Here is a 14,939-nt window from a genome sequence, read left to right on the forward strand (position 1 = left end):
CCGCCTGCCATTCAGTCCTCGGCCCGGACGGGATCGCCCAGCACATGCATCAGCCGGTTCGCCCAGCCGAACATCGCCGAGGCCAGCACCAGATCGGCAATTTCCAGATCATCCAGCCCCGCCGCCCGCAGCGCCGCGACCTCGTCTGCCCCCACCTCGGGCGGGGTCTGCGACAGCTTGACCGCGAAATCGAACATCGCCTGATCGCGGGCACCCAGCCGCGCCGCAGGACCGGCGCGAAAGATCTCGTCGGTCACACCGGGATCCTTGCTCAACTGCGCGTGACGCTGGGCATGGACCGCCGCGCAGTAGATGCAGCGGTTGACGATAGAGGCGCCGATGGCGCCGATCTCGCGCCCGGCGCGGTCCAGCCCGTCGCGGCCATACATCACCGCGTTGAACAGCGGCGAGCGGGCATCCAGGCTTTCGGCATCATGCGCCAGCACCAGCACATAATCGGAAACCTTGGTGTTCGACGGCGTGACCTTCAGCGCCTGCAACTGTTCGGGCGTTGCCTCGTCCAGCCGGACGGGCGTCACGCGCGGTTGCCAGCCGGGAACGACGCGGGTGAATTTGTGGATGATGCGGCTCATGCCCCGGCCCCCTTGATCAGCGACAGCCCCCGCGCAACGCGGCATTGATAGGCCAGAAAGGCCGCCATCTCGCACAGGCGCACCACATCGGCATCGGCAACGCCTGCGGCTTGCAGCGCCGCGATATCCGCGGCCAGAATGTCGCGCGGGCGGGTGGCCACGCGATCGACAAAGCCAAGAACGGTCTGTTCCACCGCATCGCGCCCGCTGTTGGCCGGATCGCCCAAGGGCCGCAGGGCCGGGTCGTCCACCTGGGCCAGATAGCCCTCTGCCAGCCCGGTCGCTGCGTGCTGGCGGCAGATCCGCGCCGCCACCGCATGGCGCCACTCCACCGGCCAGGCACCGGGCTGTGCCGGGGCCAGCACCGACTGGCGGGCCTTGCGGCTCATCTCGGCAATGTCGCTGCGGGCGGTCGGCAACAGGCCGAATCCGTCGTCATGAACTGGCTGTGCGGTCATCGCGCCTCTCCCCACAGAAAGCCGAATCTCGGCCGAATCATTCATCTTCTGCATCAAGTTGGATCTATCATTCATTTTATGTCTACCTTTTCCTGCATCGGTGCCCAAAAAAGAAACAGGCGTCCGCCCCTGCGAGGCCGGGGCGAACGCCTGTGCCAAAACTCTGTGCCAATGACGAATGTTTTACCCCGCGCCCTGCCCCCAAGGTCAGAGCGGCAGCGGGCGCGCGTCGAAAATCGATTCCATTGCGAAAAAGGATGTGACCGTCTCCAGCCCCTCCATGCGGATCAGTCGCTGATAGACGCCATCATAGGCCGCCATGTCGCTGGCCATGATCTTGAGCAGATAGTCGTAATCCCCGCTGATGCGGTAGAATCCGACCACCTCGGGGATGGTCTCGACATGCAGCCGGAACTGTCGCAGCCAATCGGTGGAATGGCGCCGCGTGCGCAGCATCACAAACACCGCCAGGGCCGCGCCCACCGCCTCGGGGGCGACACGGGCGGTATAGCCCTGGATCACCTCTGCCGTCTCCAGCGCCTTGAGCCGCCGCCACAATGCGTTTTGCGACAGCCCCACCTCCTCGGCCAGATCCCGTTGCGACCGGGACGAGTCTCGTTGCAGGGCGTGAAGAATGCGGCGGTCTATCTGATCTATTTTGTGGGTCATATTTCGATCAAACCTTGCATCATGGCTGCGCTCATGTGGTAAATTATGGGAAAATCGTTGAACGGGAAAGTGCTAGCGTTGATCCATGCCCGGAGACGCAACATGACCCTGCACCGCCAGCCCCGCCCCGCCACCAGCCTGCCTGCCCCCGATTGCGCCAACCGCGCCTGGGCCCGGCGCAGCATTGCACTGCTGCAAGGCGATGCCCGACGCTCGGCCGATACGCATCTGGTCAAGCCGGTGTTTTCCGGCCTGCGCGGCATCGACGTCTATCTCAAGGATGAAAGCACCCATCCGACCGGCAGCCTGAAACACCGGCTTGCGCGGTCCCTTGTGCTTTACGGCATCTGCAACGGCTTCATCGGGCCAGAAACCACGCTGGTCGAGGCGTCGTCCGGGTCTACCGCTGTTTCCGAGGCGTATTTCGCCCGGTTGCTGGGCCTGCCCTTTGTGGCGGTGATGACGCGCGGCACTTCGCGCCAGAAGGTGGCAGAGATCGAACGCTTTGGCGGGCGCTGCCATTTCGTTGACCGCGCCTGCGAGGTCTATGACGCGGCAGAGGCCATCGCCGCCCAGACCGGCGGGCATTATCTGGACCAGTTCACCTATGCCGAACGGGCAACCGACTGGCGCGGCAACAACAACATCGCCGAAAGCATCTTTACCCAGATGGAACAGGAACTGCATCCGGTTCCCGACTGGGTGGTCATGAGCGCGGGTACCGGCGGCACCTCGGCCACGCTGGGCCGCTATATCCGGTATCGCAACCTTGAGACGCAGCTATGCGTGGTGGATGTGGAAAACTCCGCCTTTTACGACTGCTACCAGACCGGCGACCGCTGTGTCACCAAGCCCACCGGATCGCGGATCGAAGGGATCGGACGGCCACGAGTGGAACCTTCGTTCCTGCCAACGGTGGTCGATCACATGATCCGGCTGCCTGACGCCGCCTCGATCGCGGCGGCGCGGGTGCTGTCGGACATGATCTTTCGCCGGGTCGGCCCTTCGACCGGCACGAATTTCCTTGGCCTGTGCTGCATTGCCGCCGACATGATGCAGTCGGGGCGCAGCGGCTCGCTGGTTTCGATCATCTGTGACAGCGGCGCGCGCTATAGCGACACCTATTACGATGACACCTGGCTGGAGGCGCAGGGCATCGACATCGCCCCGCATGTCGCCGCCCTCCATGAGTTTGTCGAAACCGGAGAGTGGCGCCTGCCCTTTGGCTCCCAGGGTCTGGTCTGATCCATCGCGGGCTGGACCGGCGGCGCCCTTGGCCCTAGGGTTCGCCCTGCACGAATCCCGGAAGGCCCGATGACCGAGACCCCCCGCTACCAGGTTCTGGCCCGCAAATACCGGCCCGAGACCTTTACCGATCTGGTCGGCCAGGACGCCATGGTGCGCACGCTCAAGAATGCGTTCGCGGCAGGGCGGATTGCGCAGGCGTTCATCATGACCGGCATCCGGGGCACCGGCAAGACGACCACCGCCCGCATCATCGCCAAGGGGCTGAACTGCATCGGCCCCGATGGCGCGGGCGGCCCGACGACCGAACCTTGCGGGGTGTGCGAACATTGCCGCGCGATCATCGAGGGACGCCATGTCGATGTGATGGAAATGGACGCCGCCAGCCGGACCGGCGTGGGCGATATCCGTGAAATTATTGACTCCGTTCACTATCGCGCGGCTTCGGCCCGCTACAAGGTGTATATCATCGACGAGGTTCACATGCTCTCGACCAGTGCGTTCAACGCGCTGCTCAAGACGCTGGAAGAACCGCCGCCGCATGTGAAATTCATCTTCGCCACCACGGAAATCCGCAAGGTTCCGGTGACGGTGCTGTCGCGCTGCCAGCGGTTCGACCTGCGTCGGATCGAGCCCGAGGTGATGATCGCCCTGCTGCGCAAGATCGCCGGGGCCGAGGGTGCACAGATCACCGATGCGGCGCTGTCGCTGATCACCCGCGCGGCCGAAGGCTCGGCCCGCGATGCCACCTCGCTGCTGGATCAGGCGATTTCCCATGGCGCGGGCGAAACCGGCGCCGATCAGGTGCGCGCCATGCTGGGGCTGGCCGACCGGGGCCGCGTGCTGGATCTGTTCGAGGCGATCATGCGCGGCGATGCGGCGGGCGCGCTGAACGAGCTGGGCACCCAATATGCCGATGGCGCCGACCCCATGGCCGTGCTGCGCGATCTGGCAGAGATCACCCATTGGCTTTCGGTGCTGCAAGTCACGCCCGAAGCTGCCGAAGACCCGACCGTCCCCCCCGACGAACGCGCGCGCGGGTTGGATCTGGCGGGCCGCCTGCCGATGCGGGCGCTGACCCGCATGTGGCAGATGCTACTGAAGGCGCTGGAGGAGGTCGCCCTGGCCCCCAATGCCATGATGGCCGCGGAAATGGCCGTCATCCGCCTGACCCATGTGGCCGATCTGCCCGATCCCGGCAGCCTGATGCGCGAATTGGCCGCCTTGCGCGATCAGCCAGGCGGGATTGCCGGGGCGATGGCGCCGGCCGGCGGTGGCGGTGGCGCGCCACGGGCGATGGCCGCGCACTCTGCCCCGCAGCGCAGCGTGACCCAGGCCAGCGGCGCCGCTGTCGCGCTGGCGCAGGCGCCCGGCGTGCTGCCCACCACCATGGCGGCACTGGCCGATCTGATCCGCGAAAAGCGCGACCTGAAACTGCTGGTCGAGGTCGAAAGCCATATCCGCCCGGTGCGCTTTGGTCCGGGCCGGATCGAATTCGAACCCACGCCGCAGGCCGCCCCCGACCTTGCGGCCCGGCTGGCCCAGCGTCTGCAACTGTGGACAGGGCAACGCTGGGGCATTTCGGTTGTCGGCACCGGCGGCGGATCGACGCTGGCCGAGGAAAAAGACGCCGATTTCACCGCCGCCAAGGCCGAAGCCGAACAGACCAATCCGCTGGTGCAGGCGGTTCTGGCCGCCTTTCCCGGCGCGCGCATCACCGAAATACGCTCTGCCGCGGCACTGGCCGAACAGGCCGCCGTCGAGGCGCTGCCCGAGGTCGAGGATGAATGGGATCCCTTTGAACAGGACTGACCCGTTCGCCCCTTGTTCTTCGCCCCTTGTTCCGGGGGCCTGCGCCCCGTATCTGTGTCACTGACAAGCACGGGAGACATGACATGCTGAAAGGTCTTGGCGGCCTGGGCGACATGGCCAAGATGATGAAGGCCGCGCAGGAGATGCAAGAGAAACTGGGCCAGATGCAGGCCGATCTTGCCAATCTGACGGTCACGGGGGAATCCGGCGCCGGGCTGGTCAAGGTGACAGCCACCGCCAAGGGCGAGGTCAAGTCGCTGGATATCGACCCGTCGATCCTCGTCGCTTCGGAAAAAGAGGTGGTCGAGGATCTGATCCTGGCCGCGATCCACGATGCGCAAGCCCGCGCGCAAGTGGCCGCACAGCGCGAAACGCAGCGGCTGGCGGACTCGCTGGGTCTGCCGCCCGGCATGAACCTTCCGCTCTAGGATGTCGGGCCCGAAGGGCGATATTGAAACACTGATCGCGCTGATGGCGCGCCTGCCGGGGCTGGGGCCGCGATCCGCGCGGCGCGCGGTGCTGCATCTGCTGCGCAAGCGCGACTTGCTGATGGCCCCGCTGGCCGAAACCATGGCACGCACCGCGGCCAGCACGCGCGACTGCGCCATCTGTGGCAACCTGACCGCGCAGGAGATCTGCGAGATCTGCGCCGCCCCCGCGCGCGCCACCGGCGAGATTTGCGTGGTCGAGGACGTGGCCGATCTGTGGGCGCTGGAACAGTCCGGCGCCTTCCGCGGGCAGTATCATGTGCTGGGTGGCACGCTGTCGCCGCTGGATGCCGTCGGGCCAGAGGATCTGCGCATTCCCGATCTTGTCGCCCGTGTCACGGACACCCGCGCAACCGAGGTTATCCTCGCCCTGCCTGCCACCGTCGATGGCCAGACGACCGCACATTACCTGGCCGATGCGCTGGCCGTCACGGGCGTAACCGTGTCGTCGCTGGCCCAAGGCGTGCCGGTGGGCGGAGAGCTCGACTATCTGGACGAAGGCACGATCACCGCCGCACTGCGCGCACGCCGAAGTTTCTGACGGCGACGATAGTCCCGGTCAGCCCTTGCCCTTGGCGATCAGCCCGCTAGTCTTGCACCAAGACGAGGTGCGAGGCGAACAGTGGAAACCGGGCTGGACACAACCAGAAACACCGATAAGCAAGCAGCCACAGTTTCCGGCGCTGCGTTTGACAGTATCCGGTCAGCCGGGCCAGCCGAAATGCACCGGATGCACATTTCCTACGTCAATGGCAGCCGTGTGCAGTTCACGCTGCATGAACTGCTGGGGTTTCATCGTGAGCGGCACTCGGCCACCCTGTTTCTTGCCACCTGGCTGGGGCTGATTTTTCTTGGCCCCTTCCCCGCCATGGCCGCCTTGCCGCTGGCCAATCAGGTGGTGTTCTGGGGGCTGGTCTTTCCGGGAACGTTCGCGGTCTATATGATCACGCTGATCGCCATGGGGCGGCACCTGCGGCTGGCGCGAAGCTGGATCGCCCATGTCGTCGGCGCCACGGCCTGCGGGCTGATCTCGCCTGAAATCGGGACATGGGTCGGGCTGGTCCATACCGGCTCGATGAGCCATCTGCGGCTGATCATCGGGGCCTTTTCACTGGTCTGCTCAATGGCCTCGGAATTCCTGATGGTCACCTATCTGATGCCGCGCTACGTGGCCCGGCTGCGTCGCGCGGCGCCAGAACCGGCCCCCGCCACTGCCCCACCGCAGGCCGCGACGCCGCCCGCGCCCCTGCCAACCACATCGCCTGCCGACACCACGGCCCGGCCCGCGCAACCCGCGATGGTCGTGCTGCTGGGGCGCCCCTTCGCGCTTGCGGATCTGCTGCTGATCTCGTCCGAGGAACATTACGTTCAGGTTCAGACCATCGACGGGCGGCATATGCTGCGCGGGCGGATTTCGGATATCGAGGCACAGTTGCCCGACACGCTGGGCCTGCGGGTTCATCGGTCGCATTGGGTGGCGGCAGCGGCGGTGGCCGGTCTGACCCGAACGCGCGAAGGCTGGACCCTTGACCTGACCGATGGCACGCAGGTTCCGGTCGCCCGTGCCCGGCGCGATGCGGTTCGCCAATGGATGGAGGCGATGGGCAAGGCCGCCTGACATGAAAAGGCCGCCCGAAGGGGCGGCCCATGACGCTCAGCGCACCAGCTGGTCGTCGTCATCCTCGTCGTCGTCGTCATCGCCCTGCGGCAGGTTGAAGAAGCTTTCCGCGTCAGAGTAATCCGCCGCCTTCTCTTCCTTGGACGACAGGCTGAACTCTGCAATCGCATCGGGGATGCGCGCATCGGGCGCCATGCCCAGCGAGGTCTGCGTCGAGACCAGCTTGCGCCGTTCGTCATCCGACATCACGCTGCCTTCGGCGGCGCGCTTCTTGACGGCGACCTGCACCGCCGCATCCAGTTCCGACTGGCGGCACAGCCCCAGCGCCACCGGATCGACCGGCGAGATGTTGGCAATGTTCCAGTGGGTGCGTTCGCGGATCTGCTGGATCGTCGGCTTGGTGGTGCCGACCAGTTTCGAGATCTGGCCATCCGACAGTTCGGGATGGAACTTGACCAACCACAGAATGGCGGCCGGACGGTCTTGCCGTTTGGACAGCGGCGTATAGCGCGGGCCGCGGCGTTTTTCCTCGCCCACGGCGGCGGCATTGAACTTGAGCTTCAGCCGGTACAGCGGATCTTTCTCGCCCCGATCAATCTCGATCTGGTCCAACTGGTTGTTGGCCACCGGATCAAAGCCCTTGACGCCCCCGGCAACATCGCCATCGGCGATGCCCTGCACTTCCAGCTCGTGCATACCGCAGAAATCTGCGACCTGCTTGAAGGTCAGCGTGGTGTTGTCCACCAGCCAGACAGCGGTTGCCCGCGCCATCAGCGGCTTTGTCATCGGATCACTCCTTTACAAATCTCTCCCGTGCCGGGAAAACGGCTGCGTCCCCGTTGGGTCCGCCGATCCTCGTTTTCGGGGAATTGCCGTCCCATATACGCTCACCGGCTGCCGGAGGAAAGAGAAAATGCGCCTGTTCGCCGCCATGCTGGCCGTCCTTTGCCAGTCGATGCCCGCGACCGCCGATCGCGCCGGGGCGTTCGACTATTACGTCCTCGCGCTTAGCTGGACCCCGAACTGGTGCGCCGAGGAGGGCGATTCCCGGCAGGATGACCGCTGCCGGACGGGGGCCGGTCTGGGCTGGGGGCTGCATGGGTTGTGGCCACAATACGAACGCGGCTGGCCGCAATACTGCCGGACGCCCGAACGCGACCCGACCCGCGCCGAAACCGCCGCGATGGGGCGGTTCATGGGATCGTCCGGGCTGGCCTGGCACCAGTGGAACAAGCACGGCCGCTGTTCGGGCCTGTCGGCGCAGGCGTATTTCCTCGCCTCGGCCCGTGCGCTTGGCAAGGTCAGGCTGCCCGAGATATTCGGCAAGCTCGACACATCGGTCCGCCTGCCCGCCAAGGTCGTCGAAGATGCCTTTCTGGAGGCGAATCCGGGCCTGACGCGCGATATGGTGACGGTCACTTGCAAGAACCGCGCGATTCAGGAAGTACGCATCTGCCTGACCCGTGATCTTGAACCCCGCCGCTGTGGCGCGGATGTGATACGGGATTGCACGCTGCGCGATGCAGCGATGGATCCGGTGCGCTGATCGGCGCACCGGCACGTTATACCCAGAGCCGCCTGATCAGAGCAGGCGCAGATCCCCGGCCGAAGCCCGGCCATCCCGGCCAGACAGCAGTTCGTAGGCCACTTTCTGATTGTCGTTCAGACCTTGCAGCCCGGCGCGTTCCACCGCCGAGATATGCACGAATACGTCCTTGCCACCATCATCGGGCGCAATGAAGCCGTAACCCTTCGTGGAGTTGAACCATTTCACGGTGCCGGTCGGCATTCCGTCTCTCCCAAGTCGCGTTCCCCCGTGGCGACATGCCGCGAGGACGTGCGGCAAGTCTTCCAGAAAACCGCGATGCCGGGGCATTGGCGGGCAGAAAGTCTGACGTCACGCGCCAAGCATGACCAAACGCAGAAAAAAATCAAGCGTGCGTTAACAATGACAGGGCGGTTCGCGCCGCCCTGCCCAATCCTTTGGCTGTCGCCCGCGGGATTACCGCTGATCGGGGGCCCTGGCCGCAGCGGCGAATTCGGCCACCGCCTCGTCCATCGTCATCGCAGCGGTCCGGGTATCGCCCAGCCGACGGACGGAAACGGTGCGTTCCTTCACCTCGTTCATGCCGATGGCGAGGATGACAGGCACCTTCGCCACGGAATGTTCGCGGACCTTGTAGTTGATCTTTTCGTTGCGCATGTCGGCTTCGGCGCGCACCCCGGCAAGGGTCAGCGCCTCGACCACTTCGGCGACATAGTCATCGGCATCCGACACGATGCTGGCCACCACCACCTGACGCGGGGCCAGCCAGAATGGCAGCTTGCCAGCGTGGTTTTCGATCAGGATGCCGATGAACCGCTCGAACGATCCAAGGCAGGCGCGGTGCAGCATGATCGGGCGGTGCTTCATCCCGTCTTCGCCGATGTAATGCGCATCCAGCCGTTCCGGCAGGTTCGGATCCACCTGGAAGGTGCCGCATTGCCAATCGCGCCCGATGGCATCGCGCAGCACGAATTCCAGCTTGGGCCCATAAAACGCGCCTTCGCCGGGGAAAATCTCGAAGGCATGGCCCGCCGCCGTCACGGCATTGGCCAGCGCCTCTTCGGCATAATCCCAGCTTTCCTCGGTGCCGATGCGCTTTTCGGGGCGGGTGGACAGTTTGATCCGCCATTCGTCAAAGCCCAGATCGGCATAGACCGCAGCGAGGAACTCGATGAATTTCTTCGCCTCGGCCTCGATCTGCGCTTCGGTGCAAAAGATATGTGCGTCGTCCTGGGTAAAGCCGCGCACCCGCATGATGCCGTGCAGCGCGCCCGAAGGTTCATACCGCGCGCAAGATCCGAATTCCGCCATCCGCAGCGGCAGGTCGCGGTAGGATTTCAGCCCGACATTGAAGATCTGCACATGGCAAGGGCAGTTCATCGGTTTCAGCGCGTTGATGGTCTTTTCGCGGGCGTGTTCCTCGTCCACTTCGACGATGAACATGTTTTCCTGGTAGTTTTCCCAGTGGCCCGACGCCTCCCACAGCTTGCGGTTCACAACCTGCGGGGTGTTCACCTCGACATAGCCGCCACGGCGCTGCTGGCGGCGCATGTAGTCCTGCAACTGCGTGTAGATCGTCCAGCCGTTCGGATGCCAGAAGATCTGGCCCGGCGCCTCTTCCTGCATGTGGAACAGGTTCATTTCGCGGCCCAGCTTGCGGTGGTCGCGTTTCGCGGCCTCCTCCAGCATGGTCAGATGGGCCTTGAGATCGTCGCGGTTGCGAAAGGCGATGCCGTAGATGCGCTGCAACATGGGGCGGGACGCATCGCCCAGCCAATAGGCCCCGGCCACATGGGTCAGCTTGAAGGCATCCGCAGGCACCTGGCCGGTATGTTGCAAATGCGGGCCACGGCACAGATCCTGCCAGTCGCCATGCCAGTACATGCGGATGTCTTCGCCCGCCGGGATCCGGTCGAGAAGTTCGATTTTGAACGGCTCGCCGCGATCTTCATAGTATTTGCGCGCGCGTTCGCGGTCCCAGAGTTCGGTTTTCACAGGCTCGCGGGCGTTGATGATCTGTTTCATCCTCGCTTCGATCTGGCCCAGATCCTCGGGGGTAAAGGGTTCGGCGCGGTCAAAGTCATAAAACCAGCCATAGTCGCGCACCGGGCCGATGGTCACCTTCACATCCGGCCAGATGTCCTGGACTGCGCGGGCCATGATATGGGCCAGATCGTGCCGGATCAGTTCCAGCGCAGGGCCTTCGTCTTTGATCGTGTTGATCGAGACGGATGCATCGGCAGGGATCGGCCAGGCCAGATCCCAATGCGCGCCGTTCACCTGCGCGGAAATGGCGGATTTCGCCAGCGAGGGCGCGATGGAGGCGGCGACCTCGGCGGGTGTCACACCTGCGGGATAGTCGCGCTGTTTGCCATCGGGAAAGGTCAGGGAAATCTGGCTCACGGCCTAGCTCCTCGTCGGTTTGGCGCCCACGGAACGCCCGGTTGCGGGTATATGGTGCCGTCCTTCTGCGGCTGGCCTTGGCCAAGGTCAAGCGGGATGCGGGATGTTTATGGATTGTTCTTGATCCAATCCGCAGGCTTTGGCAGTCTCGCCACAGGATGCGGAGGCCGTGATGCGCAGCTACGACGAAATTCTGGCGATTGCCGCCGAACGCAAGGGCGGCTTTGGCGCCGTGCTCGACGATGCCCCCGTGCCGCTGACGCCAGAGGCGCTGGCCGCCATCCCGGATGACCGCTGGCTGTCCACCATGGCGCGCGGCATCTTTCAGGCTGGCATCAGCTGGAAGGTGGTCGAGACGAAATGGCCCGGCATCGAAGAGGCGTTCCACGGCTTTGACGTCGGCCGCGTGTCGATGATGGACGACCTGTGGTTCGATGCGCTGGTGGCGGACCCCCGCGTGATCCGCTCGGCCCCCAAGATCGCCGCGATCCGCGACAATGCCGCGTTCATCCGTCGGGTCGCGGCGGAGCATGGCGGTTTCGGGCGCCGCATCGCCGACTGGCCAGCGCGCGACTTTGCCGGGTTGCTGGCCTGGCTGGCACGCGAGGGCAGTCGGCTGGGCGGATCGACCGGCCCCTACATGTTGCGGTTCATGGGGCGGGATGGCTATATCCTGTCGCAAGATGTGGTCAAACGGCTGATCGCCGAAGGGGTGATCGACGGCCCGCCCACCTCGGCCAAGGCGCGGGCGGCGGTGCAGGCGGCATTCGACCACTGGCAGGCACAATCGGGGCAGACCCTTACCACCATCAGCCGGGTTCTGGCGCGCAGTATCGGTTGAGCCTGCAGATTGGTCGGCGAAGGCGGGACTTGCGCCCCTCTGCGCATATCGCGGGGTCAGCGCCCCATGGCGTTCGGATCAACGCAATGGGGCGGCGGGGGTGCTTTCCGCGCGGCTGTGGGGCTGATACACAGGTGGCCGATATTGCGAGGAGTGACCATGCCGGAGTATCTGACCACGCCGCAAGGGCGACGGATCGCCTATCACCGCACAAAGGGTGCCGGGCCGGGCGTGGTGTTCCTGGGCGGGTTCCGTTCGGACATGACGGGCACCAAGGCGATGGCGCTTGAGGACTGGGCAGGCCGGACGGGACGCGCCTTTGTGCGATTCGACTATTCCGGCCATGGCGCGAGTTCCGAGGCGTTTCTGGATGGCTGTATCGGCGATTGGGCCGAAGATGCGGTCGCCGCGATCACGGCACTGACCCAGGGCCCGCAGGTGCTGGTCGGCTCCTCTATGGGCGGATGGATCGCCCTGCTGGCCGCCAAGGCACTGCCCGAGCGGGTTGCGGGGCTGGTGGGCATTGCCGCCGCGCCGGACTTTACCGAAGACAGCATGTGGGCCGGGTTTTCCGACAGCCAGAAGCTGGCGCTGACCACAAGCGGCCAATTGGACCTGCCGTCGGACTATTCCGACGCGCCCTATGTGATCACGCGGAAACTGATCGAGGATGGCCGCCAGCGGCTGGTCCTGCGCGATCCCCTGCCCCTGCCCATGCCGGTGCGCCTGCTGCAAGGGACAGCCGATACCGATGTGCCGCCCGCTGTCGCCTTGCGGCTGATGGATCATGCCGAAAGCCCGGATTTGCGGCTGACCTTGGTCAAGGGGGCCGATCACCGTTTCTCGACCCCTGACTGCCTGGCGCTGATCGAAGCGGCGCTGGAGGATGTTCTGGCGCGGATCGGAGGCTGAGATGCGGACATTCGGAAAATGGCTCGGGCGGGCCCTGCTGGTTCTGGTATTGCTGGCAGGCGCAGTCTGGCTGTGGCCGCGCGACACCCGGATTGCCCCGCCCGCCTTTGACGCGGCGGCGGTGCCTGCCGATCTGGAGGGCTGGCTGAAGGCGCGGGAAGATGTGTTCGCCGATCTGGTGCCCGGCACGCAAAAGCGGGTGATCTGGCACGATGTGCCCGGCGTCAGGACTCCGCTGTCGGTGGTCTATGTCCATGGATTTTCGGCCAGTTCCGAAGAATCCCGCCCGGTGCCCGACATGCTGGCCGGGGCGTTGGGCGCCAATCTTCATTTCACGCGGCTGGCCGGGCATGGGCGCGACGGCGCGGCGCTGGGGGCCGCCAGCGCAGAGGACTGGATGACCGACCTGGCAGAGGCGCTGGCCATCGGCGCCCGGATCGGTGATCGCGTGGTGGTGGTCGCCAGTTCGACCGGGGCCTCGATCGTGCTGGCGGGGCTTGCCACACCGGACCTGCGCGCCGCGATGCCTGCGGCAGAAAAGGTGGCAGGGGTGGCGATGATCTCGCCCAATCTGCGCCTGGCCTCGGCACTGGAAAACTGGGTTCTGGATCTGCCGGGCGCCGCGCATGTCCTGCCGGGGCTGATCGGCGCCGATCAGATCTGGCCCAGCCGCAACCCCGACCATGCCAGATACTGGACCTTGCGCTACCCGACCGCCGCGCTGTTTCCGATGGCCAAGGCCATGCGCGCCGCGCGGGCGGCCGATCCGGGGCGCGTGACCGTTCCGCTGCTTGTATTGACCTCGCCCGATGATGTTGTCGTCAGCCCGGCGGCAACCGAGGCGATGGCGGCGCGCTGGGGCGGCACGGTCGCTCGTGAAAGCTGGCCGCTGCGCGCGGGCATGGACCACGAGGCGCATGTGATCGCGGGGGATATCCGGTCCCCCGGCATGACAAAGGCGGTGGCCGACCGGCTGATCCTGTGGGCCGAGGGGCTATGACCCGCCCGCACTGATCAGGGTTCGCGCCAAAGGCCCCCGGCGCCCATGACGGGCGCCGGCGCCAAAGCGGTGTCAGACCGCCTGCAACTTGACGGCCGCCTTGGGCGCCGCCGAATTCGAATCGATGAAGTTCAGCACCAGCGGGCGGATGTTGTTGCGCCAGCTTTTCCCGGCAAAGATGCCGTAATGCCCCGCACCGGGTTCCAGATGCTGCGCCTTTTTGCTGGCGGGCAGTCCGGTGCACAGATCCAGCGCCGCGACGCATTGGCCGGGGGCGGAGATGTCGTCATTCGCCCCTTCGACCGTCATCACGGCCACCGAGGTGATGGCGCCGATATCAACCTTTTTTCCATCCACCACAAAGGCGTTGCGGGCAATCTCGAGGTTCTTGAAGATACGCTCGACGGTGGAAAGGTAGAATTCCGCCGTCATGTCCATGACCGCGAGATATTCGTCATAGAACACGTTGTGCCGGTCGTGTTCGCTGTCCTCGCCCTTGGATGCCGCGAGGATCTTGTCCTGGAACGCCTTGGAATGCGTTTCAAGGTTCATCGAGATGAACCCCGCCAGTTGCAGCAGCCCCGGATAGACCAGACGCCCGGCGCCCGCGTATTTGAAGCCGACGCGCTGGATGGCCAGATGTTCCAACTGGCCCATGGTCACGCGGCGTCCGAAATCGGTGACTTCGGTATCGGCGGCATCCGGGTCGATCGGGCCCCCGATCAGGATCAGGCTGCGCGGCTGGGCCTCGGGGTCTTCGGCCGCAAGATAGGCGGTGGCGGCCAGGGTCAGGGGCGCAGGCTGGCAGATGGCGACGACATGGGTATCGGGCCCAAGGTGGCGCATGAAATCCACCAGATAGAGCGTGTAATCCTCGATGTCGAATTTCCCGGCCGAAACCGGAATGTCACGCGCATTGTGCCAATCGGTCACATAGACGTCGCAGTCCGGCAGCAAGGATATGACGGTAGACCGGACCAATGTGGCATAATGGCCCGACATCGGCGCAACGATCATCACCTTTCGGGTGCGGGGCTCCTGCCCCAGCACCTTGAAATGGACCAGATCGCCAAAGGGGCGGGCCACGGCGGTTTCAACCTCGACCAGATGATCGCGGCCATCGTCGCCGACGATGGAGCGGATGCCCCAGTCGGGTTTGATGACCATGCGGGCAAAGCTGCGTTCGGTGACGCGGCCCCAGGCGGACATCATCTTGAACATCGGGCTGGGCGCCAGGCCCCAGACGGGCGAGGAGGCGAAGGCACGGGCTGTTGCACCAAGCCACTCGTTCGTGTTCCGAGTGGCTTCCATCACATCATAGGTGTACATATACTTCATGTCGTCTCCTTGCGCG

General features: G+C 65.1%; 16 protein-coding genes. 9 read left to right on the forward strand and 7 right to left on the reverse strand.

The genetic code is table 11. From position 1 onward, the window contains the following. Positions 1–11 precede the first annotated feature (11 nt). The 3 genes from BW970_RS05090 to BW970_RS05100 form a co-directional block, all read right to left on the reverse strand. Positions 12–593, reverse strand: a complete 582-nt coding sequence (locus BW970_RS05090) for a peroxidase-related enzyme (protein ID WP_076529345.1) — start codon at positions 591–593, stop codon at positions 12–14. Continuing rightward, entirely contained in the window at positions 590–1,051 is a 462-nt protein-coding gene (locus BW970_RS05095) for a hypothetical protein (protein WP_076530127.1), read from the reverse strand. Before BW970_RS05095 ends, BW970_RS05090 begins: the two co-directional genes overlap by 4 nt. Positions 1,052–1,258: 207 nt before the next feature. Then, positions 1,259–1,720: an Lrp/AsnC family transcriptional regulator gene (locus BW970_RS05100; RefSeq protein ID WP_076529346.1), complete on the reverse strand. Its 462-nt coding sequence runs from the start codon at positions 1,718–1,720 to the stop codon at positions 1,259–1,261. Positions 1,721–1,822: 102 nt separating this feature from the next. Here BW970_RS05100 and BW970_RS05105 point away from each other — a divergent pair, with 102 nt between their 5' ends. The 5 genes from BW970_RS05105 (at position 1,823) to BW970_RS05125 (ending at position 6,883) form a co-directional block, all read left to right on the forward strand. After that, positions 1,823–2,965, forward strand: a complete 1,143-nt coding sequence (locus BW970_RS05105; RefSeq protein WP_076529347.1) for a PLP-dependent cysteine synthase family protein — start codon at positions 1,823–1,825, stop codon at positions 2,963–2,965. Between the two features lie 69 nt (positions 2,966–3,034). Further along, positions 3,035–4,777: a DNA polymerase III subunit gamma/tau gene (locus BW970_RS05110; RefSeq protein ID WP_076529348.1), complete on the forward strand. Its 1,743-nt coding sequence runs from the start codon at positions 3,035–3,037 to the stop codon at positions 4,775–4,777. Positions 4,778–4,860: 83 nt separating this feature from the next. Next, positions 4,861–5,205, forward strand: a complete 345-nt coding sequence (locus BW970_RS05115; protein WP_076529349.1) for a YbaB/EbfC family nucleoid-associated protein — start codon at positions 4,861–4,863, stop codon at positions 5,203–5,205. A 1-nt stretch (position 5,206) separates the two neighbouring features. After that, positions 5,207–5,806, forward strand: coding sequence for a recombination mediator RecR (recR, locus tag BW970_RS05120; RefSeq protein WP_076529350.1), 600 nt, complete (start codon positions 5,207–5,209; stop codon positions 5,804–5,806). Between the two features lie 189 nt (positions 5,807–5,995). Beyond that, a complete protein-coding gene (locus BW970_RS05125; RefSeq protein WP_159441420.1) occupies positions 5,996–6,883 on the forward strand; it encodes a LytTR family DNA-binding domain-containing protein in 888 nt (295 codons plus the stop codon). Between the two features lie 36 nt (positions 6,884–6,919). On the opposite strand, the gene BW970_RS05130 is transcribed toward BW970_RS05125, so the two are convergent. Beyond that, positions 6,920–7,669, reverse strand: a complete 750-nt coding sequence (locus BW970_RS05130) for a DUF1013 domain-containing protein (protein ID WP_076529352.1) — start codon at positions 7,667–7,669, stop codon at positions 6,920–6,922. A gap of 127 nt (positions 7,670–7,796) precedes the next feature. Between BW970_RS05130 and BW970_RS05135 the strand changes: the two genes are divergently transcribed. Beyond that, positions 7,797–8,429, forward strand: coding sequence for a ribonuclease T2 family protein (locus BW970_RS05135; protein ID WP_076529353.1), 633 nt, complete (start codon positions 7,797–7,799; stop codon positions 8,427–8,429). Between the two features lie 36 nt (positions 8,430–8,465). Here BW970_RS05135 and BW970_RS05140 read toward each other — a convergent pair whose 3' ends face one another. Continuing rightward, on the reverse strand, positions 8,466–8,672 hold the full coding sequence (locus tag BW970_RS05140) for a cold-shock protein (RefSeq protein WP_076529354.1): 207 nt from the start codon (positions 8,670–8,672) through the stop codon (positions 8,466–8,468). A 213-nt stretch (positions 8,673–8,885) separates the two neighbouring features. Next, positions 8,886–10,832 (reverse strand): threonine--tRNA ligase, encoded by a 1,947-nt coding sequence (thrS, locus tag BW970_RS05145; protein WP_076529355.1) that lies wholly within the window; start codon positions 10,830–10,832, stop codon positions 8,886–8,888. A gap of 172 nt (positions 10,833–11,004) precedes the next feature. Between thrS and BW970_RS05150 the strand changes: the two genes are divergently transcribed. The 3 genes from BW970_RS05150 (at position 11,005) to BW970_RS05160 (ending at position 13,585) form a co-directional block, all read left to right on the forward strand. Further along, a complete protein-coding gene (locus tag BW970_RS05150; protein ID WP_076529356.1) occupies positions 11,005–11,673 on the forward strand; it encodes a DNA-3-methyladenine glycosylase I in 669 nt (222 codons plus the stop codon). 153 nt (positions 11,674–11,826) lie between these two features. Then, positions 11,827–12,585, forward strand: coding sequence for an alpha/beta fold hydrolase (locus BW970_RS05155; protein ID WP_076529357.1), 759 nt, complete (start codon positions 11,827–11,829; stop codon positions 12,583–12,585). A 1-nt stretch (position 12,586) separates the two neighbouring features. Then, positions 12,587–13,585 (forward strand): alpha/beta hydrolase, encoded by a 999-nt coding sequence (locus BW970_RS05160; protein WP_076529358.1) that lies wholly within the window; start codon positions 12,587–12,589, stop codon positions 13,583–13,585. A gap of 72 nt (positions 13,586–13,657) precedes the next feature. Here the strand turns inward: BW970_RS05160 and phaZ are convergent, their stop codons facing one another. Next, on the reverse strand, positions 13,658–14,923 hold the full coding sequence (phaZ, locus tag BW970_RS05165; protein ID WP_076529359.1) for a polyhydroxyalkanoate depolymerase: 1,266 nt from the start codon (positions 14,921–14,923) through the stop codon (positions 13,658–13,660). Positions 14,924–14,939 lie beyond the last annotated feature (16 nt).

The sequence above is a fragment of the Gemmobacter megaterium genome (assembly GCF_900156815.1).
Classification (GTDB): domain Bacteria; phylum Pseudomonadota; class Alphaproteobacteria; order Rhodobacterales; family Rhodobacteraceae; genus Wagnerdoeblera; species Wagnerdoeblera megaterium.

Bases quoted from the DNA above. Each gene is read 5' to 3' on its own strand.
- BW970_RS05090 (WP_076529345.1), bottom strand. From the start codon at position 593: ATGAGCCGCATCATCCACAAATTCACCCGCGTCGTTCCCGGCTGGCAA.
- BW970_RS05095 (WP_076530127.1), bottom strand. From the start codon at position 1,051: ATGACCGCACAGCCAGTTCATGACGACGGATTCGGCCTGTTGCCGACC.
- BW970_RS05100 (WP_076529346.1), bottom strand. From the start codon at position 1,720: ATGACCCACAAAATAGATCAGATAGACCGCCGCATTCTTCACGCCCTG.
- BW970_RS05105 (WP_076529347.1), top strand. From the start codon at position 1,823: ATGACCCTGCACCGCCAGCCCCGCCCCGCCACCAGCCTGCCTGCCCCC.
- BW970_RS05110 (WP_076529348.1), top strand. From the start codon at position 3,035: ATGACCGAGACCCCCCGCTACCAGGTTCTGGCCCGCAAATACCGGCCC.
- BW970_RS05115 (WP_076529349.1), top strand. From the start codon at position 4,861: ATGCTGAAAGGTCTTGGCGGCCTGGGCGACATGGCCAAGATGATGAAG.
- recR (WP_076529350.1), top strand. From the start codon at position 5,207: ATGTCGGGCCCGAAGGGCGATATTGAAACACTGATCGCGCTGATGGCG.
- BW970_RS05125 (WP_159441420.1), top strand. From the start codon at position 5,996: ATGCACATTTCCTACGTCAATGGCAGCCGTGTGCAGTTCACGCTGCAT.
- BW970_RS05130 (WP_076529352.1), bottom strand. From the start codon at position 7,669: ATGACAAAGCCGCTGATGGCGCGGGCAACCGCTGTCTGGCTGGTGGAC.
- BW970_RS05135 (WP_076529353.1), top strand. From the start codon at position 7,797: ATGCGCCTGTTCGCCGCCATGCTGGCCGTCCTTTGCCAGTCGATGCCC.
- BW970_RS05140 (WP_076529354.1), bottom strand. From the start codon at position 8,672: ATGCCGACCGGCACCGTGAAATGGTTCAACTCCACGAAGGGTTACGGC.
- BW970_RS05150 (WP_076529356.1), top strand. From the start codon at position 11,005: ATGCGCAGCTACGACGAAATTCTGGCGATTGCCGCCGAACGCAAGGGC.
- BW970_RS05160 (WP_076529358.1), top strand. From the start codon at position 12,587: ATGCGGACATTCGGAAAATGGCTCGGGCGGGCCCTGCTGGTTCTGGTA.
- phaZ (WP_076529359.1), bottom strand. From the start codon at position 14,923: ATGAAGTATATGTACACCTATGATGTGATGGAAGCCACTCGGAACACG.